23 protein-coding genes are annotated in these 19735 nt (G+C 67.6%); 8 read left to right on the forward strand and 15 right to left on the reverse strand.

The window, feature by feature from the left end:
* Window positions 1–20 precede the first annotated feature (20 nt).
* Genes folP through ACSQ86_RS12665 form a run of 3 tightly spaced genes read left to right on the forward strand, consistent with a single transcriptional unit; the run spans window position 21 to window position 2696 of the window.
* Window positions 21–881, forward strand: coding sequence for a dihydropteroate synthase (gene folP / locus ACSQ86_RS12655; RefSeq protein WP_436308915.1), 861 nt, complete (start codon window positions 21–23; stop codon window positions 879–881).
* On the forward strand, window positions 878–2212 hold the full coding sequence (gene glmM / locus ACSQ86_RS12660) for a phosphoglucosamine mutase (protein ID WP_436303873.1): 1335 nt from the start codon (window positions 878–880) through the stop codon (window positions 2210–2212). The genes folP and glmM overlap by 4 nt, the downstream gene beginning before the upstream one ends.
* A 16-nt stretch (window positions 2213–2228) precedes the next feature.
* Window positions 2229–2696: a GNAT family N-acetyltransferase gene (locus tag ACSQ86_RS12665; RefSeq protein WP_436306289.1), complete on the forward strand. Its 468-nt coding sequence runs from the start codon at window positions 2229–2231 to the stop codon at window positions 2694–2696.
* On the opposite strand, the gene ACSQ86_RS12670 is transcribed toward ACSQ86_RS12665, so the two are convergent.
* Genes ACSQ86_RS12670 through ACSQ86_RS12690 form a run of 5 tightly spaced genes read right to left on the reverse strand, consistent with a single transcriptional unit; the run spans window position 2697 to window position 8185 of the window.
* Window positions 2697–3968 carry an acyl-CoA dehydrogenase family protein gene (locus ACSQ86_RS12670; RefSeq protein WP_436308916.1) on the reverse strand — a complete coding sequence of 424 codons (1272 nt, stop codon included), beginning with the start codon at window positions 3966–3968 and terminating at the stop codon, window positions 2697–2699.
* A gap of 26 nt (window positions 3969–3994) precedes the next feature.
* Window positions 3995–5083, reverse strand: a complete 1089-nt coding sequence (locus ACSQ86_RS12675) for a phosphotransferase (protein ID WP_436303875.1) — start codon at window positions 5081–5083, stop codon at window positions 3995–3997.
* Between the two features lie 14 nt (window positions 5084–5097).
* On the reverse strand, window positions 5098–5817 hold the full coding sequence (locus ACSQ86_RS12680; protein ID WP_093107781.1) for a Crp/Fnr family transcriptional regulator: 720 nt from the start codon (window positions 5815–5817) through the stop codon (window positions 5098–5100).
* Between the two features lie 55 nt (window positions 5818–5872).
* A complete protein-coding gene (locus tag ACSQ86_RS12685) occupies window positions 5873–6652 on the reverse strand; it encodes an oxepin-CoA hydrolase, alternative type (RefSeq protein ID WP_436303876.1) in 780 nt (259 codons plus the stop codon).
* 12 nt (window positions 6653–6664) lie between these two features.
* Window positions 6665–8185 (reverse strand): 3-hydroxyacyl-CoA dehydrogenase, encoded by a 1521-nt coding sequence (locus tag ACSQ86_RS12690; RefSeq protein WP_093107777.1) that lies wholly within the window; start codon window positions 8183–8185, stop codon window positions 6665–6667.
* A gap of 50 nt (window positions 8186–8235) precedes the next feature.
* On the opposite strand from ACSQ86_RS12690, the gene ACSQ86_RS12695 reads away from it, so the two are divergent.
* Window positions 8236–9057, forward strand: a complete 822-nt coding sequence (locus ACSQ86_RS12695) for a hypothetical protein (protein WP_436308917.1) — start codon at window positions 8236–8238, stop codon at window positions 9055–9057.
* Between the two features lie 101 nt (window positions 9058–9158).
* Entirely contained in the window at window positions 9159–10469 is a 1311-nt protein-coding gene (locus ACSQ86_RS12700; protein ID WP_436303878.1) for a type IV pilus assembly protein FimV, read from the forward strand.
* Here the strand turns inward: ACSQ86_RS12700 and ACSQ86_RS12705 are convergent.
* The 4 genes from ACSQ86_RS12705 to lexA all read right to left on the reverse strand — a co-directional run bounded on the left by ACSQ86_RS12705 (window position 10459) and on the right by lexA (window position 13854).
* Window positions 10459–11631, reverse strand: a complete 1173-nt coding sequence (locus tag ACSQ86_RS12705; RefSeq protein ID WP_436308918.1) for an MFS transporter — start codon at window positions 11629–11631, stop codon at window positions 10459–10461. The two genes, ACSQ86_RS12700 and ACSQ86_RS12705, sit on opposite strands and share 11 nt — an antisense overlap.
* The gene (locus tag ACSQ86_RS12710; protein ID WP_436303880.1) at window positions 11628–12635 is read right to left on the reverse strand and encodes a D-2-hydroxyacid dehydrogenase family protein; all 1008 of its coding nucleotides are present in this window, start codon (window positions 12633–12635) and stop codon (window positions 11628–11630) included. The genes ACSQ86_RS12705 and ACSQ86_RS12710 overlap by 4 nt, the downstream gene beginning before the upstream one ends.
* Window positions 12636–12754: 119 nt before the next feature.
* The gene (locus ACSQ86_RS12715) at window positions 12755–13063 is read right to left on the reverse strand and encodes a hypothetical protein (RefSeq protein ID WP_436290523.1); all 309 of its coding nucleotides are present in this window, start codon (window positions 13061–13063) and stop codon (window positions 12755–12757) included.
* A gap of 116 nt (window positions 13064–13179) precedes the next feature.
* The gene (lexA, locus tag ACSQ86_RS12720) at window positions 13180–13854 is read right to left on the reverse strand and encodes a transcriptional repressor LexA (protein ID WP_093107767.1); all 675 of its coding nucleotides are present in this window, start codon (window positions 13852–13854) and stop codon (window positions 13180–13182) included.
* 74 nt (window positions 13855–13928) lie between these two features.
* Between lexA and ACSQ86_RS12725 the strand changes: the two genes are divergently transcribed.
* The 3 genes from ACSQ86_RS12725 to ACSQ86_RS12735 are packed head-to-tail and all read left to right on the forward strand — an operon-like array spanning window position 13929 to window position 15840.
* On the forward strand, window positions 13929–14924 hold the full coding sequence (locus ACSQ86_RS12725; protein ID WP_436308919.1) for an asparaginase: 996 nt from the start codon (window positions 13929–13931) through the stop codon (window positions 14922–14924).
* Window positions 14925–14928: 4 nt separating this feature from the next.
* The gene (locus ACSQ86_RS12730; RefSeq protein WP_436303882.1) at window positions 14929–15345 is read left to right on the forward strand and encodes a hypothetical protein; all 417 of its coding nucleotides are present in this window, start codon (window positions 14929–14931) and stop codon (window positions 15343–15345) included.
* 21 nt (window positions 15346–15366) lie between these two features.
* Window positions 15367–15840, forward strand: coding sequence for a DUF6152 family protein (locus ACSQ86_RS12735; protein WP_436303883.1), 474 nt, complete (start codon window positions 15367–15369; stop codon window positions 15838–15840).
* On the opposite strand, the gene adk is transcribed toward ACSQ86_RS12735, so the two are convergent.
* The 6 genes from adk to ACSQ86_RS12765 all read right to left on the reverse strand — a co-directional run bounded on the left by adk (window position 15841) and on the right by ACSQ86_RS12765 (window position 19591).
* Window positions 15841–16497, reverse strand: coding sequence for an adenylate kinase (gene adk, locus ACSQ86_RS12740; RefSeq protein WP_436308920.1), 657 nt, complete (start codon window positions 16495–16497; stop codon window positions 15841–15843).
* Between the two features lie 123 nt (window positions 16498–16620).
* A complete protein-coding gene (gene kdsB / locus ACSQ86_RS12745) occupies window positions 16621–17385 on the reverse strand; it encodes a 3-deoxy-manno-octulosonate cytidylyltransferase (protein WP_093107757.1) in 765 nt (254 codons plus the stop codon).
* 2 nt (window positions 17386–17387) lie between these two features.
* A complete protein-coding gene (locus tag ACSQ86_RS12750; protein ID WP_093107755.1) occupies window positions 17388–17570 on the reverse strand; it encodes a Trm112 family protein in 183 nt (60 codons plus the stop codon).
* The gene (gene lpxK / locus ACSQ86_RS12755) at window positions 17551–18498 is read right to left on the reverse strand and encodes a tetraacyldisaccharide 4'-kinase (RefSeq protein WP_436308921.1); all 948 of its coding nucleotides are present in this window, start codon (window positions 18496–18498) and stop codon (window positions 17551–17553) included. Before lpxK ends, ACSQ86_RS12750 begins: the two co-directional genes overlap by 20 nt.
* Before the next feature lie 29 nt (window positions 18499–18527).
* A complete protein-coding gene (locus ACSQ86_RS12760; RefSeq protein WP_093107753.1) occupies window positions 18528–18953 on the reverse strand; it encodes an ExbD/TolR family protein in 426 nt (141 codons plus the stop codon).
* A gap of 5 nt (window positions 18954–18958) precedes the next feature.
* Window positions 18959–19591, reverse strand: coding sequence for a MotA/TolQ/ExbB proton channel family protein (locus ACSQ86_RS12765; RefSeq protein WP_436303886.1), 633 nt, complete (start codon window positions 19589–19591; stop codon window positions 18959–18961).
* Window positions 19592–19735 lie beyond the last annotated feature (144 nt).

Raw genomic sequence — 19735 nt, forward strand, 5'->3', positions numbered from 1 at the left:
TTTTTTCTTTGGAAGGGCGTATGACGATCTGGCGCACGACGCGCTTTGCCATCGACCTCGCGCAGCCGCGCGTGATGGGCATCGTCAACGTCACGCCCGATTCCTTTTCCGACGGCGGCGCCCATGCCTCGACCGAAGCCGCGGTGCGGCATTGCGTTCAACTGGTGGAAGAGGGCGCCGACATCCTCGACATCGGCGGCGAGTCCACGAGGCCCGGAAGTCCTGCCGTACCGCTGGCGGAGGAACTGGATCGCATGCTGCCGGTGGTGAGCGAGGCGGTGAAGTTGGGCGTGCCGGTCTCGGTCGATACCTACAAACCCGAGGTGATGCGCGCGGTGCTGGAGCTCGGTGCCGACATCGTCAACGACGTGTGGGCGCTGCGGCAACTCGGCGCACGGCAGGCCGTGGCAGCGCATCCCTCGTGCGGTGTCTGCCTGATGCACATGCACCGCGACCCGCAGACCATGCAGGCGGCCCCCATGGAGGGCGACGTGCTCCCCGCGGTGCGTGCCTTCCTGACGCAGGGTGCGAAGGAACTGCTGGCGTTGGGCGTCGGTTCGGATCGCATCGTGCTCGACCCGGGCATCGGTTTCGGCAAGACCGTGGCGCAGAATTTCGCCTTGCTCGCACGCCAGCAGGAGCTGCTCGCCGCCGGCTGGCCGCTCTTGATCGGTTGGTCGCGCAAGTCCTCGCTCGGCGCCGTCACCGGCATCGAATCGGCGGCCGAGCGCATGGTGCCCAGCGTGGCGGCGGCGGTCTTGGCCGTCGAGCGCGGCGCATCGATCCTGCGCGTGCATGATGTGCGCGAAACGGTCGCCGCGCTGGCCGTATGGCGCGCGATGAAACGACAACAACAAGCACTGCAGGAGCCACATCCATGACAAGAAAATACTTCGGCACCGACGGCATCCGCGGCACGGTCGGCCAGGCGCCGATCACGCCCGACTTCGTGCTGCGGCTCGCGCATGCCGTCGGCCGCGTGCTCAAGAAGACGGAGGCGCGCCCGACCGTGCTGATCGGCAAGGACACGCGCATCTCGGGCTACATGCTGGAGTCGGCGCTCGAATCGGGCTTCAACTCGGCCGGCGTCGACGTGGTGCTGCTGGGGCCACTGCCGACACCGGGCGTGGCCTACCTGACGCGCGCACAGCGGGCCAGCCTGGGTGTCGTGATCAGCGCCAGCCACAACGCCTATCCGGACAACGGCATCAAGTTCTTCAGCGCACATGGCACCAAGCTCAGCGACGAATGGGAGCTGGCGGTCGAAGCCGCGCTCGAAGAGCCGCCCGTCTGGGCCGATTCGGCACAGCTCGGCAAGGCGCGCCGGCTCAACGATGCGCCGGGCCGCTACATCGAATTCTGCAAGAGCACCTTTGCCAACGACCTGACGCTGCGCGGTCTGAAGCTGGTGGTCGACGGTGCCCACGGCGCTGCCTACCAGGTGGCACCGCAAGTGTTCCATGAGCTCGGTGCGGACGTGATCAGCATCGGCTGCGCGCCCGACGGCCTAAACATCAACAAGGGCTTCGGCGCCACGCATCCCCAGGCGCTGATCGATGCGGTCCGGGCGCAGGGCGCGCACTACGGCATTGCGCTCGACGGCGATGCCGACCGCCTGCAGCTGGTGGACGCGAGCGGGCGCCTGTTCAACGGCGACGAACTGCTCTACCTGATGGCGATGGAGCGCATCGCGCGCGGCGAGAAACCTTCTGGCGTGGTCGGCACGCTGATGACCAACAAGGCGGTCGAAGTTGCGCTGCGCAAGCAGGGCATCGAGTTCGTGCGCACGCGCGTGGGCGACCGCTATGTGCTGGAAGAGCTGGAAAAGCGCCGTTGGCTGCTCGGAGGCGAGGGCTCCGGCCACCTGCTCGCGCTCGATCGCCACACGACGGGCGATGGCATCGTGAGTGCGCTGCAGGTGCTGCAGGCCTGCCAGCGCAGCGGCAAACGCGTGGACGAGCTGCTGGCCGATGTCACGCTCTTTCCGCAGACGCTCATCAATGTCCGATTGGCCGAGGGGCAGGACTGGAAAGCCAACCAGGCGCTGGCGGCCGAAACCCGGCGCGCCGAGGCCGAACTGGGCGATGCAGGCCGCGTGCTGATCCGCGCCAGCGGCACCGAGCCGCTGCTGCGCGTGATGGTCGAGGCGCGCGACGCAGCGCAGGCCGAGGCCTGTGCAAGACGCCTGGTGGCGGCCGTCGAAGCGGGTTGAACGCGTGATCGACGTCATGCTCGCCGATTACCGCAACCCGGCGCATGCGCGTGCGCTGGTCGAGCTGCTGGACAGCTATGCGCGCGATCCCGCCGGCGGCGGCACGCCGCTGGCGTCCCAGGTCCTGGATGAACTGCCCGAGGCGCTGGCCGCGCGGCCGCAGGCCTTCAGCGTGCTGGCCTACGACGCAGCGCAGCCGATCGGCCTCGTCAACTGCATCGAAGGCTTCTCGACCTTTGCCTGCAAGCCGCTGGTCAATGTGCACGATGTGGTCGTGCTGGCCAGCCACCGCGGCCAGCGGGTCACGCAGCGCATGCTGGCGCGTGTCGAGGAAGAGGCTCGCGCGCGTGGCGCCTGCAAGCTCACGCTCGAGGTGCTCTCAGGCAACCGCAGCGCGCTGCGCGCCTACGAGCGTGAAGGCTTTGCCGGCTACCAGCTCGACCCGGCCTTCGGCTCGGCCCTGTTCCTGCAGAAGAAGCTCTGATCAGAAGCGCGTGACGGGCATGTCGCTGTCGCCCTTGCCGGGGGCGTACTTGCCCAGCTCCCACTTGGCGATCGCATTGCGGTGCACTTCGTCCGGACCGTCGGCGAAGCGCAGGGCGCGCGCGCCGACATAGGCGTAGGCGAGCGGGAAGTCGTCGGACATGCCGCCGCCGCCGTGCACCTGCATGGCCCAGTCGATCACCTGGCAAGCCATGCTCGGCGCGACCACCTTGATCATCGCGATCTCGTTCTTGGCGACCTTGTTGCCGGCCACGTCCATCAGCCATGCGGCCTTCAGCGTGAGCAGGCGTGCCATGTCGATCTTGCAGCGCGCCTCGGCGATGCGTTCCTGCGTCACGGTCTGCGAGGCGACGGCCTTGCCGAAGGCGATGCGGGACGAGGCGCGCTTGCACATCAACTCCAGGGCGCGTTCGGCCAGGCCGATCAGGCGCATGCAGTGGTGGATGCGTCCCGGGCCGAGGCGGCCCTGCGCGATCTCGAAGCCGCGGCCTTCGCCGAGCAGCATGTTGCCGGCCGGCACGCGAACGTTCTCGAAGTACATCTCGACGTGGCCGTGCGGCGCGTCGTCGTAGCCCATCACGTTGAGCGGGCGCACGATGCGGATGCCCTTGGCATCGGCCGGCACCACGATCATGCTTTGCTGCGAGTGGCGCGGCGCCTCCGGGTCGCTCTTGCCCATGGTGATGAAGACCGCGCAGCGCGGATCGGCCGCGCCCGAGATCCACCACTTGTGGCCGTTGATGACGTACTCGTCGCCCTGCCGTTCGACGCGCGTGGCGATGTTGGTGGCGTCGCTCGACGCGACCTCCGGTTCGGTCATCGCGAAGGCCGAGCGGATCTCGCCTTCCAGCAGCGGCTTGAGCCAGCGCGCCTTGATCTCGTCCGAGCCGTAGCGCGCAATGGTTTCCATGTTGCCGGTGTCGGGCGCCGAGCAATTGAAGGCCTCGCTGGCCCATGGCACGCGGCCCATGATCTCGGCCAGCGGCGCGTATTCCTGGTTGGTGAGGCCGGCGCCTTCGTAGCCCGAGGCAGCGGCGCTGTCGACCGGCAGGAACAGGTTCCAAAGGCCCTGGGTCTTCGCCTTCTGCTTGAGCTTCTCGACCGTCTTGAGCGCGGTCCAGCGCTTGCCGGCCGCGCTGTTGGCGGCCAATTCGGCCGCGTACTCGGCTTCCGCCGGGTAGATGTGGTCTTCCATGAAAGCGGTGACGCGCTTCTGCAAGTCCTTGGTCTTGGCCGAATATTCGAAATCCATGGGGTCTCCTTTGAAATGGGGAAGGCTCAGGCCCGTTGTGCGAATTGCCAGGCCATCTCGGCCATCGGTCGCGCACCGCGGCCCGAGGCCACAGCTTGCTCGCTCGACGCGGTACCGGCCTCGACCCGCTTGGCGATGCCCTGCAGGATCGCGGCCATGCGGAACAGGTTGTAGGCCTGGTAGAAGTTCCAGTCGGTCGCGAGCGCCTCGGGCGTCGTGATGCCGGTGCGGTCGCAGTACTTGCGGATGTATTCGCTCTCGGTCGGGATGCCCAGGCTCTTCAGGTCGAGGCCGCCGATGCCGCGGAACGAACCCGGCGCGATGTGCCACGACATGCAGTGGTAGCTGAAATCGGCCAGCGGATGGCCCAGCGTCGACAGTTCCCAGTCGAGCACGGCGATCGCGCGCGGCTCGGTGGCGTGGAACATCAGGTTGTCGAGCCGGTAGTCGCCGTGCACGATCGAGGTCATCTTCTCGTCGCGCGCGCTGGCCGGGATGTGGGCGGGCAGCCATTCCATCAGGCGGTCCATTTCGGGGATGGGCTGCGTGATCGAGGCCACGTACTGTTTGCTCCAGCGGCCGATCTGGCGCTCGAAATAGTTGCCGGGCTTGCCGTAGTCGGCCAGGCCGCGCTCGGCGAACTTCACGGTGTGGAGCGCCGCGATGACGCGGTTCATCTCGTCGTAGACGGCGGCCCGCTCGGCATTGCTCATGCCCGGCAGCGACTGGTCCCACAGCACGCGCCCGGCCATGAATTCCATGACGTAGAAGGCGCGGCCGATAACGGCTTCGTCTTCGCACAGGCGGTACATCCGCGGCACCGGCACGCCGGTGCCGGCCAGGCCGCTCATGACCTTGAACTCGCGCTCGACCGCATGGGCCGAAGGCAGCAGCTTGGCGACCGGGCCGGGCTTGGCGCGCATCACGTAGCTTTGCGTCGGCGTGACCAGCTTGTAGGTCGGGTTGGATTGGCCGCCCTTGAACATTTCGACCGTGAGCGGCCCCTTGAAGCCGTCCAGGTTCTTGTTGAGCCAGGCGGTCAGCGCATCGACGTCGAAGACGTGCTGCTTGGATACGGCGCGGGTGCCGACGAAGTTGTCGAAGTCCTGGGTCATGTCTCTGCTGTCTTTTATTGATCGGCTTCGGAAATGCGCATCAGCGCCGCGCGGTCCAGCACCACCAGGCCGCCCGGCTCGATGCGGATCGCATCCTCGCGCTCCATGGCCTTGAGCTCCTGGTTCACGCGCTGGCGTGAGGCACCGAGCAGCTGCGCCAGCTCTTCCTGCGCCAGGTGCAGCCCGATGCGCATCTGGCTGCCGTCCGCCAGGTTCGGCACGCCGTAGCTGCGAACCAGGTGGATGAGCTGCTTGGCGAGCCTGGCGCGCAAGGGCAGCGTGTTGAGATCCTCGACCAGCCCGAAGAGCTGGCGGATGCGGCGCGCCTGCAGGCGCATCAGTGCCTCGTAAAGCTCGACATGGTTCGACAGGATCTTCTGGAAATCGGCGCGCGCCACGCAAAGGATCGTGGTCTCGCCATGCGCGTAGGCGTCGTGGGTTCGCCGGTCGCCGTCGAACATCGCCACGTCGCCGAACCAGATGCCCGGCTCCACATAGGTCAGCGTGACCTGCTTGCCCGAGACCGCCGTCGAACTCACGCGCACCGCGCCCTTGGCGCAAGCGATCCACTGCTCGGGCGGGTCGCCGCGTGCAGCGATCAGCTCGCCGTCCTTGTAGCGTTTGACGAAAGCACATCGGAGGATGTCGTGACGAAGCGATGGAGAAAGAGAAGAGAACCAGCGACCACCATTGATCGCTTCACGTTCTTCGATGGTAAGAATGGGGTCGTCCATGGACTGTCCTGTGCGTGACTGAAAAGCTGAGGGTTGTCGCGAGAGCGACGTGCCGCTACTCGTAGCGCGGCGTTTCCTTGGCGAGGAAAGCGGCGATCCCGATGCCGGCGTTGCGGTGGTGCAGGTTGCGCACGAAGTGGTCGCGTTCCTGCGACAGCTGCGAAGCCAGTGTTGCGCCTCGCGCCTCGCTCAGCAGCTCCTTGATGCTGGCCAGCGAGTTGGGCGCGCGTGCGTTGAGGCGGTTCGCCAGCGCGAGCGCCGCACTCAAGGCCTGGCCGCTCTCGGTGATCTCATTCACCAGGCCGAGCGCATGCAGGCGCTGTGCCTCGATGCGCCCTCCGAGCATGAGCCATTCGCTCGCGAGCTGCCGAGGCAGTGCCTGCGCGAGATGCCAGCTCAAGCCGCCGTCCGGCGACAACGCGACGGTGCTGTACGAGGCGGCGAATACTGCATCGCGCGCGGCGACGATGAAGTCGCAGGCCGCGGCGAGCGAGAAGCCGGCGCCGGCCGCGGCGCCCTCGACGGCCGCGATCACCGGCTTGGGAAAGGTGCGGATCGAATCGATCCAGTTGTGCAGCGACTCGATGCTCTCGGCCTGCACTGCGGGCTCGCGCTCGCGATTGGCCGAAAGGCGCTGCAAGGAGCCGCCGGCGCAGAACCATGCGCCTTCGCCCACGAGCACGACACTTCGGATCTCGTCGCTGTTCTCGGCGCCGCTGAGCGCCTCGATGCCGGCCGCGTACATCTCGGGGCCCAGCGCATTGCGCTGCGAGGGGTTGGAGAGCGTGAGCACCAAGGTCTGTCCTTCGCTCGTGCTTTTCAGTTCTGCGGTCATGGTCGGTGTCTCTTACTCTTCTTCATGCGTGAGGCTCAGGCCCAGTGCGCCACGACGGCGCAGCCACGGGCTCGGGCGGTAACGGGGATCGCCATACACGGTCTGGAGGTTGAAGAGCACTTCCAGCACATTCGTCGGCCCGTACAGGTCGCCCATCGCCAGCGGACCCTGAGGGTAGCCGAGGCCCAACCGAACGGCGACGTCGAGGTCGGCGGGCGAACAGACGCGCTGCTGGCACATGTCGGCGGCGATGTTCACGATGGTGCCTATCACGCGCTGGGTGACGAAGCCGCCGCTGTCGCGGATCACGCTTACCGCCTTGCCGTCGCGCGCGAAAAGCGCATGGGCCGCATCGCGCACGTCGCGCCGCGTCGCGGGATTGGTGGCCAGCACGCGGCGCTTGGTGGCTGCATCGTCCACCATCAGGTCGATGCCGACCGTGCGCGTCGCATCGAGCCGTTCGACGGCGGCGACGGTCGTGACGTCGAAGCCCAGCGGTGCGACCAGGATCAATGCGGCGGGCGAGGGCGTGGCGCCGCTTTCGAGCTGCGCGCCCAGCGCATGCACGAGCCGCAGCAAATCGGGCCGCCGTGCTGCGCGGGGCGAGACCCAGACGGCCGGGGCGGCGTCGACCGTCGGCACCGGCGCTTCGGTGGGCAACTGCGCCGCACCGTCGACATAGCGATAGAAGCCTTCGCCGGTCTTGCGACCGAGCGCACCCGCTGCGAGCCGCTGCGCGGTGATCACGCTGGGCCGAAAGCGCGGCTCCTCGTAGTACTGGCGGTAGATCGACTCCATCACCGGATGGGAAACATCGAGCGCCGTCAGATCGAGCAGCTCGAAAGGCCCGAGGCGAAAACCCGCCTGGTCCTTGAGGATGCGGTCGATGGTGGCGAAGTCCGCCACGCCTTCCCCGGCGATGCGCAGCGCCTCGGTGCCGTAGCCGCGTCCCGCGTGGTTGACGATGAAGCCGGGCGTGTCCTTGGCCTGCACAGCGCTGTGGCCCATCTGCGCGGCGTAGCCCGCGAGCCGGCGGCAAACCTCGGCCTCGGTCTTGAAGCCGGCCACGACCTCGACCACCTTCATCAGGGGCACCGGGTTGAAGAAATGAAAGCCCGCCATGCGCTGCGGATGCGCCATCACCGCGGCGATGGCGGTGACCGAGAGCGATGAGGTGTTGGTCGCCAGCACGGCCGAGGGCGCGACCACCGCTTCGAGTTCGCTGAACAGCTTGCGCTTGACCTCGAGGTCTTCGACCACGGCTTCGATCACCAGCTCGCAGCCGGCGAGCGCCTGGACCGATTCGACGGCGCGGACACGAGCGGACAGTGCATCGCGCTGCGCCTCGTCCAGTTTTCCCTTCTCGTGCTGCTTCTGCCACTGGGCGAGGATGGCATCGCGTCCGCGGACCGCGGCGCCCTCGAAGCTGTCGAGCAGCAGGACCTCGCTCCCGGCCTGCGCGGCGATCTGCGCGATGCCGCGCCCCATGGCACCGGCACCGATGATGCCCACATTGGAAAAGTTCACAGTCATTTGATAATTGTCTCTCTGAGGATGGCTGGCACGGATGCCCATGCCAGAATATGTCTACTTTCGATTACTTTTTTCGAACCATTTTGCAACTCCCACGCCTGGCGGCGGCCCTCTTTCTATTCGGGCTCGCACTTGACTCGCCTGCCTTGACGATCGGGCGGCCCCAAGGGGCTGTCTGGATCGGCAAGCCGCTGGATGTGGTGATTCCGCTTTCGCTGGATGCTGCCGAAGATGGGGGCGCGTTGTGCCTCGAAGCCGAGGTCGTGCAGGGGGACACCCGCATTGCCGATCGGAGCCTGACTGTATCGCTGGAGCCGGGGCCGAAGGCCAGCAGCCCGCGCATCCATATCCGTTCCACCGTCGCCGTGGACGAACCCGTGGTCAATGTGAACGTGCGTGCCGGCTGCGATACGAAGTCGACGCGCAGCTATGTGCTGCTGGCCGACGTTCCGTCCGAACCCGCGCTGCCCGTCCTTGCGCCGCCTTCGGGTGCAAGGGCATCGTCCGAGACCCCGGCGCGAGCGCCCGCGCGCGCGCCATCGCGTGCTGCGGCAGGGGGCGCATCGTCCGGCCTCGAAGGCCCGACCGCAGCGCCGGCGCGGCGCAGCACCCAGCGAGCGCCCGCCGCGCGCACGCGCGCGACGCCGACGGGTCGTCGCCGCGTCCCAGCGCTGCCTCTGCGCCCGCGCCGCGCCGGGCCGCCGCGGCGCAACCGCCCGCCACACCGCGTGCGGCCGCGCCGCGCACCGTCCCGACGGTCGCAGCCACTGAGCCGAGGCGCGGGGCCGTCGCCGGTGGATCCCGGCTCCAACTCGAAACGCTGGAACCGGTTCCCGTCGCGCAGCCCGGCCTCAAGACAAGCCCGCAACTGACGCTGCCGGCCAGCGAAGACCTCGCGCGCCGCGCCGCGGCCGCCGCCGAGTGGCGCGCGCTCAACATCGACCCCGAAGCGGCGCAGCGCGAGGCCCAACGCATGCAAGCGCTGGAAGCCACGCTGGCCGCGCTGCGCGAGCAGACGGCGCAGAACCAGCGCACCTTGCTCGAGATGCGCAGCGAGCTCGCGCAGGCGCACGACAGCCGCTACCGCAATCCACTGGTCTACGCGCTGATCGCCCTGTTGCTGATCGCGCTGGTGGCGATCGTGCTGCTGTGGCGCATGGCGCGCCGAGCCGCAGCGCCGGCCTGGTGGGGCGAGACGCCGTCGAAGGGCGAGGGCGGTCCCACGCGGCCGAGTTCCTTGCGCGCACTGCTCGACGAGGAGCCGGACGTCGACTCCGTACCGCCGCCGCGGCGCAGCGCGAACGCCACCAGCTTCGGCGCGGCGACCTTTGCAGCCCTGGAGCCCGACGACGACAGCGGCTTCGGCGATTCCGAACCCCAGCCGGCACGCACGCCCGATGGCGCGCCGGTGCGGCCGGTCAACACCGAAGAGCTGTTCGACGTGCAGCAGCAGTCGGACTTCTTCCTTTCGCTCGGCCAGCACGACCAGGCAATCGCGGTGCTGCGCGAACACATCGCCACCAATCCCGGCACCAGCGCGTTGGCCTACCTGGACCTGCTGCGGATTTTTCATTCGCTGGGGCGCAAGGAGGACTATGCGCGCCTGGCGGAGGAATTCGAACGGGCCTTCAACGCCGACGTCCCGGCGTTCGAGAATTTCAACGAGACGGGCAAGGGTCTCGAACACTATCGCAGCACCCTCGCGCGCATCGAATCGCAGTGGCCTGCGCCGGGCACCCTGGCGCTGATCGAGGAGCTGATATTCCGCAAGCCCGGCGCGCACGAGGACGAGGCCTTCGACCTGGCGGCCTACCAGGAGCTGCTGCTGCTCTATTCCGTGGCCAAGGAAGTGATCGATCCGAACAGCGCACCGCCTGCGCCCGTCACGCCGCACTCCTTCGTCGATACCTTCGGCCACGACCAGCTGGCCACGACGCCTGCGCCGCTCGATCGCGAGAGCGCGCCCGAGGCCGTCGAGTACGCCCCGACGCTGCCCCCCTCGATCTACGGCGCCATCGACGACCACCTGCACCATGAGACCGTGCTGGTGCCGGATGCGCCGCTTCCGGCGCCTCCCGCAGGCGCCGCACCGGTGCCGCGCGCCAAGCCCGACATCGACCTGGACCTCGCCGAATTCGACAAGACGGCCTTCGAAACCATGCGAGCGCCGATCGAAACGCCGAAGCCGCCGCCCGCACCGTCCAGCGATCCCCACGTGATCGATTTCGAGCTCTTCGATCCGGCCACCGAGGCGGAGATAGCTCCCAAGCCGGTCAAGCGCTGAACGCCGGGGCGCGGCGTTGCGCCCGGTCGACGGCCAGGCTGAGCGCCAGCGCGCAGAGCACCATCGCCAGGCCCGCCCAGCTCATCCAGGCGATCGCGTCATGGGCCAGCAGCCAGCCTCCGGCTGCGGCACCCACCGCTTGCCCCACGTAGATGCCGGAACTGTTGAGCGCCACCGAGCCCGGCGCGAGCGCGGGCGCCATCGAGACCAGGCGTGCCTGCTGAGCCGAGTTGGTGGCGAAGCAGCCGAAGCCCCAGGGCACGATGATCAGCGCCAGCCCCGCGAGCGTCACGCCCAGAGGCCACAGAAGAAGGCTCAGCGCGATCAGCGAGGTCGTGAGCAGCACCATCTGCGAGGCGCCCATGCGGTCGATGTACCGGCTCACGAGCATGTTGCCGAGCAGGCCGCAGACGCCGAACCAGCCCCACATCAGGCCCAGTGCCGTGGCGTCCGCGCCCAGCACTTGCTTGAGGACGGGTGCGAAATAGCTGAACAGAACGAACTGGCCCGCGCCTTGCAGCGCGGTGACGGAGACGACGCCCATCAGCAGCGGACTCTTGAGCACCTGGGCCCAGGCCGCGCGCGACAGCGCGGCCGGCCGGATGCCCGATGGGAGCTTGCGCCAGATCCAGGCTGCGCTGAGGATCGACAGGAGCGCGATCGTCGCGAACGCGGTGCGCCAGCCGAAATGACCGCCGATCAGCGTGCCGAGCGGAAGGCCCAGCACCGAGGCCATGGACCATCCCAGAAAAACGAAGGTGACGGCGCGGCCCCGCTGCTCGGGCGGCACCAGCAGACCCACGCAGGCGGCCGCCTGCGGCGTGAAGATCGCGGGCGCGACGACCGTCAGCATGCGCACCACCAGCAGCCCGCCGAAGTTCGGCATCAGCGTCGCGAGAAGATGCCCTGCCGCATACCACAGCATGGTGCAGGCGAGCAGCACCCGGCGGTCCCAGCCCGCGACCACGGCCGCCAGCAAGGGAGCGCCGAGGCACATCACGACGGCCGCCGCGGTGATCAACTGGCCGGCGGTAGCCGCGCTGACTTGCAGCGAGGTGCTGAGTTCGTTGAGCGTGCCGGGCACCACCATCACGCCCGTCCCGATCACGAAGTTGCCCGCCAGCAGGGCCCACAAAGCTGCCGGCAGCGCAGGCTGTTTCAACGGCGGACCTGCAGTGCGCCCGGATTCACGATGTTGGTGGGGTTGCCCTTGATGAAGCTGACGACGTTGTCGAAGGCCTGGCCGAAGTACATCTCGTAGCTGTCCTGCTCGACGTAGCCGATGTGCGGGGTGCAGATGCAGTTCTCCAGGCGCAGCAGCGCATGGCCTTGCAGCGGCGGCTCGCTCTCGAACACGTCGACGGCCGCCAGCCCGGGCCGGCCGCGGTTGAGGGCTGCGAGCAGCGCGTCCTGTTCGACCAGCTCGGCGCGCGAGGTGTTGACGAACAGTGCGGTGGGCTTCATGCGCGACAGATCCTCGAGGGTGACCAGGCCCCGTGTTTCCTCCGCCAGCCGCAGATGGATCGACAGCACGTCGGCCACGCTGAAAAAGATGTCCCGGTTCGGTGCCACCTGAAAGCCGTCGGACCGTGCCCTGGCGCAGCTCTCCTCGCGGCCCCAGATCACCACCTGCATGCCGAAGGCCTGCCCATAGCGTGCGACCAGCTGGCCGATGCGCCCATAGCCCCAGATGCAAAGCGTCTTGCCCTTGAGCACCGAGCCGAGCCCGAAATTGGGAGGCATCGAAGCCGACTTGAGGCCCGACTGCTGCCAGGCGCCATGCTTGAGGTTGCTGATGTACTGCGGCAAGCGGCGCATCGCCGTCATGATCAGCGCCCAGGTGAGTTCGGCCGGCGCCAGCGGCGAGCCCGTGCCTTCGGCCACCGCGATGCCTTGCTCGGTGCACGCATGCACGTCGATGTGGCTGCCGACCCGGCCGGTCTGCGAGATGAGCTTGAGCTTGGGGAGCTTCTCGATCAGCTGGCGAGAGATCTGTGTGCGTTCACGGATCAGCACGATCACGTCGGCATCCTTGAGCCGCACCGAGAGCTGCCCGATGCCTTTGACCGTGTTGGTGTAGACCTTGGCCGCGTACGCGTCGAGCTTGGAAGCGCAGCGCAGCTTGCGCACCGCGTCCTGGTAGTCGTCGAGGATCACAATGTTCATGGCATGCCATTGTGCCTCGCACCATCCGCGTACTCCGTGCCCTGCGTTCCACAGGCGCACGCTGCCCGGGGATAACCCAGGCTCGGTACGGCTTCAATTGCCGATCGGCATCGCCTCGCTCAATGCAGGCGGCTGGCGCGCGGCACGGTGTCCGCCGCTTCCAGGGCGGCCAGCCGATCGAGTTCGGCGCAGACGTCCGCCATGCGGCCCGAGATCACGACGCGGCCCGCGTTCTGGCCGGGGCGCTGCGCATCGACCGTGCGCACCACGCGCAGGGGACGCGTCGGCGCGGGTGCAGAGGCACAGCTGGGCCGAATGCCGACATAGCGAAGGCCGGACGAACGCCTGCGGCGCGAAGGCATCCAGCGATCGGCCAGCGATTGCAGCGGCATGAACAGATCAGCAAGGCTGAGAAGAGCGATTCCCATGTGAACTCCAGAAAAGTCAGAGGTTGAACACAGGCAGGATTGCTTTCATCGGCTGCTACAGGGTGATGGCCCTCGGCCATACGCCCGCCACCTGTCGCGGCCGGGGTTTGGACCCCCTACATGAGCATCGTGTTGCGGATCAGGCCTACGGCCAAGCCTTCGATCTCGAAAGGCTCGCCGGGCTGAACGACGATGGTGGGGTAGTCGGGGTTTTCGGCATGCAGCTCGATGACCTGCTTGTTGCGCTTGAGGCGCTTGACCGTGACTTCGTCGCCCAGCCGGGCCACCACGATCTGGCCGTTGCGGGCTTCCTTGGTGGCTTGCACCGCCAGCAGGTCGCCATCCATGATGCCGGCGTCGCGCATGGACATGCCACGCACCTTGAGCAGATAGTCGGGCTGGCGCTGGAACAGGGTGTTCTCGACGTAGTAGGTCTGGTCGACGTGCTCCTGCGCGAGGATGGGCGAGCCTGCAGCCACACGGCCGATCAGCGGCAGCGCGAGCTGGGCCATGCCGGGCAGCGACAGGGAGAATTGGTTGTTGCGCGATTCGTTCAGCGAGCGCAGTGCGTCGCCCTTGAGGCGGATGCCGCGCGAGGTGCCGCTCACGAGTTCGATCACGCCTTTGCGTGCCAGGGCCTGCAAATGTTCTTCGGCCGCATTGGCCGACTTGAAGCCCAGTTCGGCGGCGATCTCGGCACGCGTGGGCGGGGCGCCGGTGCGCGCGATGGCGCTCTGGATCAAGTCCAGAATCTGCTGCTGGCGGGCGGTAAGCTTGACGGCGAACTGCATTGATGACTCCTTGCGGCACTGGCTGAATATCCAGTACCTGTATTTTTAACCAGTTTCCGGAAGTTTGGCAAGACATGGTCGATACCCTTCGAGAAGGCAAGCGCCGCGTGATCGTTCTGGGCACCGGCGGCACCATCGCCGGCCGCGCTACGGCGGCCGGCGACAACATCGGCTACACGGCCGGGCAAGTAGGCGTGACGGAACTGCTGGGCGGCATCGAGGCGCCCGAAGGCATCGCACTCGCGGCCGAGCAAGTGGCGCAGATTGACAGCAAGGACATGAGCTTTGCGATCTGGCGTACGCTGGCCGAGCGCTGCGCCCATTGGCTCGCCGAGCCCGACGTAGCGGGCCTCGTGATCACCCATGGCACCGACACGCTGGAGGAAACAGCCTTCTTCCTGCAGTCGGTGCTGGCTCCGTCGAAGCCGGTGGTTCTGACCTGCGCGATGCGGCCCGCGACCGCGCTGTCGCCAGACGGCCCGCAGAACGTGCGCGATGCGATCGCGGTCGCGTCCAGCCCCGGCGCGCTGGGCGTGGTGGCCGTCTGCGCGGGCACGGTGCACAGCGCCTTCGATGTCCAGAAGGTCCACACCTACCGGCTCGACGCCTTCGACTCCGGCGATGCGGGACCGGTGGCCTATGTGGAGGAGGGCGCGGTGCGCGGCCTCCGAAGCTGGCCGGTATCGTCGCAACAAGATGCGCGCGAGCTCTTCGAACAGATGACGAATGCCGCCCGCTGGCCCCATGTGGAAATCGTGATGAGTCATGCGGAGGCGCGCGGCAGCCTGATCGACACACTGATTCGCGAGCGCCAGTCCGGCGCCGCCGAGCCGGTAGAGGGCCTGGTGCTCGCGGCCACCGGCAACGGCACCTTGCACCGTGCGCTGGAAGAAGCCGCGCTGCGGGCGCAGGCTGCCGGCATCGCGGTCGTGCGCGCCACGCGATGCACGCAGGGCCGCATCCTGCCGGCGCCGAATGCACTCTTGCGTGACGCGGGCGCACTGACTCCCGTCAAGGCGCGCATCGCGCTGGTGCTGGAGCTGATGGCAGATCAGCCGGCCGCCGATTGAGGCCATGTTCAGCGCTCTGCAATCGCACTCGTGGGCCTATCCGGCGCTGGAGGCGGTGCACATCATCGGTATCGCACTCCTGCTCGGCAATCTCGTGGCGCTCGAGCTGCGGGTGTTCGGACGTGCGGCTGCCTTGCCGGTGCAGGCGATGGCCAGGCTGTCGCTGTCGATCGCGCTCTGCGGCTTCACGCTGGCGGCGGCCAGCGGCTCGCTGATGTTCGCGACCCAGCCGGCCGAACTGCTCGCCAACCGGGCCTTCGTGATCAAGATGGGATTGTTGCTGGCCGCCGGATGCAACGCGGGCTGGTTCCACGCGCGAAGGTCCTTGCGCAAACTCGACGCGCTGGCGCGGGTACAGATGTTGTTGGCCACTGCGATCTGGCTGGCCGTCGTGTTCTGCGGCCGCTGGATCGCGTACTGAAGAGAAGAAGGAGTTTTTCCGATGAAACGTCGCAGCATCGTCATCGCCGCCGCATCCCTTCCCGTCGCGGCGCCGTTCGCCTGGGCGCACCACGGCTGGAGCAGCTTCGACCAGGAGCGTCCGCTCTACCTGGAAGGAAAGGTCGTGCGCGCGCGTTGGCAGAACCCGCATGCCGAGCTGGTGATCGAGGTTCCGCCGGGTCTCAAGGTGCCGGCAGACCTCGCAACGCGACAGCCGCCCGCGCAGAGCGCGCCGGTCGATGGCCCCGGACTTCTTGCCAAGGCGACCGCGCCGCGCCGCGCCGATCGCCAGTGGACGCTCGAACTCGCGCCGCTGACGCGAATGGAGGCCTGGAAGGTTTCGGAGATCAAGTCCGGCGCGACCATCTCGGCAGTGGGCTTCACCTTCAAGGAAGAAAAGGGCGAGCCGGTGATGCGCGTCGAATACCTGTTCGCCGACGGCAAGGTCTACGGGCTGCGCTCCAGCCCGGCCTGATCAGCTGCCGAGGGCGCCCAGCGCGCGCTGAGTGATCTCGTCGACCGTGCCGACGCCGCTGATGGCGCGGTACTTCGGCGCTGCGGCCGGGTCCGCCTTGGCCCAGGCCGAGTAGTAGTCGACCAACGGCCGGGTCTGCTGGCTGTAGACCTCGAGCCGCTTGCGCACGGTTTCTTCCTTGTCGTCCTCGCGCTGGATCAGGTCTTCGCCCGTGAGGTCGTCCTTGCCTTCGGTCTTCGGCGGGTTGAACTTGATGTGGTAGATGCGCCCCGACGCCGGATGCGAGCGGCGCCCGCTCATGCGTTCGATGATGTCGGCAAAAGGCACGTCGATCTCGAGCACGTAGTCGATCTTGACGCCCGCCGAGCGCATGGCCTCGGCTTGCGGAATGGTGCGCGGGAAGCCGTCGAACAGAAAGCCCTGGGTGCAGTCCGGCAACGCGATGCGTTCCTTGACGAGGTTGATGATCAGGTCGTCGCTCACCAGGGCGCCGGCATCCATCACGGCCTTGGCCTGGAGCCCGAGCGGTGTGCCGGCCTTGACGGCGGCGCGCAGCATGTCGCCGGTCGAGATTTGAGGAATGCCGTATTTCTGGCAAATGAAGGCTGCCTGCGTGCCTTTGCCTGCCCCGGGGGCGCCCAACAAAATCAGTCTCATGGTGTCCTCGGACGGTTCTTCGATTTCTGTCGCGCCATGCGTTTCACGAGGGAGATCGCAGGGCGGAGTTGCGTCGAGGATAGCACGCGCTCCGCGGCCGACTTGGCCTGCGCGGGGACGAAATCAGGCGTTGGAGAGCAGTGCGCGGACGCGTTCCAGATCTTCCGGCGTGTCGATGCCCGGCCCGGGCGCATGGGCGCTCACGTGCACGGCGATGCGGTGCCCGTGCCACAGTGCGCGCAGCTGCTCCAGTGCCTCCGTGGCTTCGACCGGTGCCGGCGGCAGGCTGGGAAACTGCCGTACGAAGCCGGCGCGGTAGCCGTAGATGCCGATATGGCGCAGCGCTGCGGGTGACTGCGGCAGCGCCGTCACGCCGCCTTTCGCGAAGCCGTCGCGCCACCAGGGAATCGGTGCGCGACTGAAGTAGAGCGCATTGCCCTGTGCGTCGAGCACGGCTTTCACGACGTTCGGATTGAGGAAATCTTCGAGGGATTCGATCGCGTGCGCGGCCGTGCTCATCGCTGCGTCGGGATGCGAGGCCAGCGTGTGGGCCACGGCGTCGATCAATGCCGGGTCGATCAGCGGCTCGTCGCCCTGGACGTTAACCACGATCGCGTCGTCGGCCAGACCGAGCTGCGCGCAGGCCTCGGCGAGGCGATCGCTGCCGCTCGCGTGGTCGGTGCGCGTGAGCAGGGCCTGGACACCGTGTGCCTCGCAAGCGGCGACGATGCGCGCGTCGTCGGCGGCCACCACCACGCGCTCGGCGCTCGATTGCAGGGCGCGCTGTGCGACGCGCACCACCATCGGCAGGCCGGCAATGTCGGCCAGGGGCTTGTCGGGCAATCGTGTGGACGCGAGCCGAGCCGGGATCAGGACGGCGAAAGGCAAGGTCAAAGTCCCAGCTCTTCGTCGGAAAGCGTGCGCGCCTCGGTTTCGAGCAGCACCGGGATGCCATCGCGCACCGGATAGGCGAGGCGGGCGCTGCGCGAGGCGAGTTCCTGCTTCTCGGCATTCCACGTGAGCGGCCCCTTGGTCACGGGGCAGACGAGCAGTTCAAGCAGCTTGGTGTCCATCGAGCGATGATAGCTTTGCGTCGAGCGCTTCGAAGAAGGCCGGCTCGGGTTCGAACACCAGCGGCAGCGCCAGCGCATCGGGGGCTCGGCGCCACAGCTTCACCGCGTCCTTCTCGGTGCAGATCAGCGTGTAGGCGCTGCCGGGCGGCGGGGTCCAGTCGCTGAAATCGTGGTGATCCGGCAACGCAATGCACTGCTGCGGTACCAGGGCGCGTTCGTGCAGCATCTGGAAGAAAGCCTCGGGCTTTGCAATCGCGGCAACCGCGACCAGCGCCCGGGCGGCCAGGGATGCGAGCGGGACCGGCGTGCCATCGAGGCGCAGCGCATGGTCGGCCAGCGCACGTCGTGCCGTGAAGCCGGCGAAGGCGGGTCGCGCGCCGGTGTGGATCACCAGGTCGCAGCGGCGCGGCCAATGCTCGCGCAGGGGGCCGGCCGGCAGCAGCCAGCCATTGCCCGTTCCGCGGTCGTCGAAGACGCAGATCTCGAGGTCGCGCGCCAGCGCAAGGTGCTGCAGGCCATCGTCGCTCACGATGAGCTGCGTGTCCGGGTGAAGAGCGAGCAGGGCACGCGCCGCTTCGGCACGCCGCCGCGCCACGAAGACCGGCACCGCGGTCGAGCGGCGAATCAGCGCCGGCTCGTCGCCGACCTCGCGCGGATCGCTGTCGTCCTGTACCGCGCGGCAATCGTCGGTCGCTCGCCCGTAGCCGCGCGATACCACGCCGACCTTCATTCCGCGGGCTTGGAGGTGTCGCACGACCGCCATCACGACAGGCGTCTTGCCGGAACCGCCGGCGATGACGTTGCCGACCACGATCACCGGCACGCCGACGCGCTCGGTCTGAAGGATGCCTCGGCGATAGAGCGCGCGCCGGACTGCGGCCAAAGCGCCATAGAGCAGCGAGAGAGGCCGCAGCAGCCGCGCGAGCATTCCGCGCTGAAGCCAGGCCCGCTGCAGCACTAGCGTCCCGCCTGCGCGGCCGACTGCGTGGCGAAGGTGATTTGCATGAGGCCCGCGCGCCGCGCGCCTTCCATCACCGTGATCACGGACTGATGGGCGGCGCTGGCGTCGGCGCTGATGATCACGACGCTGTCCTTGCCGCCGTTCGCCGCGGCGCTCAGCGCTGCGGCCACCGTCTCCACGCTGCGGTCGGGCAACTGGGTCTTGTTGATCGAATAGCGTCCGTCGGCGGAGACGGCGACGATCACTTCCTTCGGATAGTCGCGCTGGGCCTCCACGTCGGCCACCGGAAGGCGCAACTGCATCTCGGTGAACTTGCTGTAGGTGGTCGAGAGCATCAGGAAGATCAGCACGACCAGCAGCACGTCGATGAACGGGATCAGGTTGATCTCCGGCTCCTCGCGCGAGCCGTGGCTGAAATGCATTCGTTTCATGATCGCAGCGTGTTCAGGTGACGCGCAAAACGTTCGCCGGCGAGCTCCAGGTTCAGCAGGTACTCGTCGACCCGACTGCGGAAATAGCGCCAGAAGATCAGAGCCGGGATCGCCACGATCAGCCCGAAGGCCGTGTTGTAGAGCGCCACGGAGATGCCGTGCGCCAGCTGCGCCGGGTTGCCGGTGCCGACCGCGCCGTTGCTGGGCGACTGGGAACCGAAGATCTCGATCATGCCGATCACCGTGCCCAGCAGCCCGAGCAGCGGGGCCGCCGACGCGATGGTTGCGAGCGCCGGCAGGTAGCGTTCGAGCCGATGCGCAACCACGCGGCCGGCCGATTCCATCGACGCGCGCAGGTCGTCTTCGGTCGAAAGGGGGTTGGAGTTCAAAGTGCGGAAGCCGGCGGCCAGCACCTCGCCGAGCCCCGAGTTTCTTTCCAGCTTGGTCACCACGTCCGGGCCCGGGACCGCAGCGCGCGAGACCGTGATGGCCTCGTCGAGGAGCTTGGGCGGCAGGACCTTGGAGGTCTTCAGGCTGGTGAATCTCTCGATGACGAGCGCGAGCGCAATCACCGAACAAGCGAGCAGCGGCCAGATCGGCCAGCCCGCAGCAACTATGATCGAAAACAAGTATTCCTCCGGCCCCGTGGACTGCAAATGCGCGGCGATTATCCACCGGCGCGAAGCATTGTTCCGATTTGTATTCGCTGTAGGTTCAGACGCACAGTTTCTGTGGATAACTTTGTGGCTAACCCGCGGAGCAACTCATCTGGA

Origin of the sequence: Variovorax sp. LjRoot130 (genome assembly GCF_964253755.1) — a bacterium.
Classification (GTDB): Bacteria; Pseudomonadota; Gammaproteobacteria; order Burkholderiales; family Burkholderiaceae_C; genus Variovorax.

What these genes read in the sequence shown, in the direction of transcription:
- ACSQ86_RS12685 (WP_436303876.1), bottom strand. Translation starts at nt 6,652, where the DNA reads ATGACCGCAGAACTGAAAAGCACGAGCGAAGGACAGACCTTGGTGCTC.
- adk (WP_436308920.1), bottom strand. Translation starts at nt 16,497, where the DNA reads ATGAGACTGATTTTGTTGGGCGCCCCCGGGGCAGGCAAAGGCACGCAG.
- ACSQ86_RS12760 (WP_093107753.1), bottom strand. Translation starts at nt 18,953, where the DNA reads ATGCATTTCAGCCACGGCTCGCGCGAGGAGCCGGAGATCAACCTGATC.
- ACSQ86_RS12700 (WP_436303878.1), top strand. Translation starts at nt 9,159, where the DNA reads ATGCAAGCGCTGGAAGCCACGCTGGCCGCGCTGCGCGAGCAGACGGCG.
- ACSQ86_RS12670 (WP_436308916.1), bottom strand. Translation starts at nt 3,968, where the DNA reads ATGGATTTCGAATATTCGGCCAAGACCAAGGACTTGCAGAAGCGCGTC.
- ACSQ86_RS12725 (WP_436308919.1), top strand. Translation starts at nt 13,929, where the DNA reads ATGGTCGATACCCTTCGAGAAGGCAAGCGCCGCGTGATCGTTCTGGGC.
- ACSQ86_RS12690 (WP_093107777.1), bottom strand. Translation starts at nt 8,185, where the DNA reads ATGACTGTGAACTTTTCCAATGTGGGCATCATCGGTGCCGGTGCCATG.
- ACSQ86_RS12730 (WP_436303882.1), top strand. Translation starts at nt 14,929, where the DNA reads ATGTTCAGCGCTCTGCAATCGCACTCGTGGGCCTATCCGGCGCTGGAG.
- ACSQ86_RS12715 (WP_436290523.1), bottom strand. Translation starts at nt 13,063, where the DNA reads ATGGGAATCGCTCTTCTCAGCCTTGCTGATCTGTTCATGCCGCTGCAA.
- ACSQ86_RS12735 (WP_436303883.1), top strand. Translation starts at nt 15,367, where the DNA reads ATGAAACGTCGCAGCATCGTCATCGCCGCCGCATCCCTTCCCGTCGCG.
- ACSQ86_RS12750 (WP_093107755.1), bottom strand. Translation starts at nt 17,570, where the DNA reads ATGGACACCAAGCTGCTTGAACTGCTCGTCTGCCCCGTGACCAAGGGG.
- glmM (WP_436303873.1), top strand. Translation starts at nt 878, where the DNA reads ATGACAAGAAAATACTTCGGCACCGACGGCATCCGCGGCACGGTCGGC.
- ACSQ86_RS12695 (WP_436308917.1), top strand. Translation starts at nt 8,236, where the DNA reads ATGTCTACTTTCGATTACTTTTTTCGAACCATTTTGCAACTCCCACGC.
- ACSQ86_RS12665 (WP_436306289.1), top strand. Translation starts at nt 2,229, where the DNA reads ATGCTCGCCGATTACCGCAACCCGGCGCATGCGCGTGCGCTGGTCGAG.
- ACSQ86_RS12710 (WP_436303880.1), bottom strand. Translation starts at nt 12,635, where the DNA reads ATGAACATTGTGATCCTCGACGACTACCAGGACGCGGTGCGCAAGCTG.
- lexA (WP_093107767.1), bottom strand. Translation starts at nt 13,854, where the DNA reads ATGCAGTTCGCCGTCAAGCTTACCGCCCGCCAGCAGCAGATTCTGGAC.
- lpxK (WP_436308921.1), bottom strand. Translation starts at nt 18,498, where the DNA reads ATGCTCGCGCGGCTGCTGCGGCCTCTCTCGCTGCTCTATGGCGCTTTG.
- ACSQ86_RS12680 (WP_093107781.1), bottom strand. Translation starts at nt 5,817, where the DNA reads ATGGACGACCCCATTCTTACCATCGAAGAACGTGAAGCGATCAATGGT.
- ACSQ86_RS12675 (WP_436303875.1), bottom strand. Translation starts at nt 5,083, where the DNA reads ATGACCCAGGACTTCGACAACTTCGTCGGCACCCGCGCCGTATCCAAG.
- folP (WP_436308915.1), top strand. Translation starts at nt 21, where the DNA reads ATGACGATCTGGCGCACGACGCGCTTTGCCATCGACCTCGCGCAGCCG.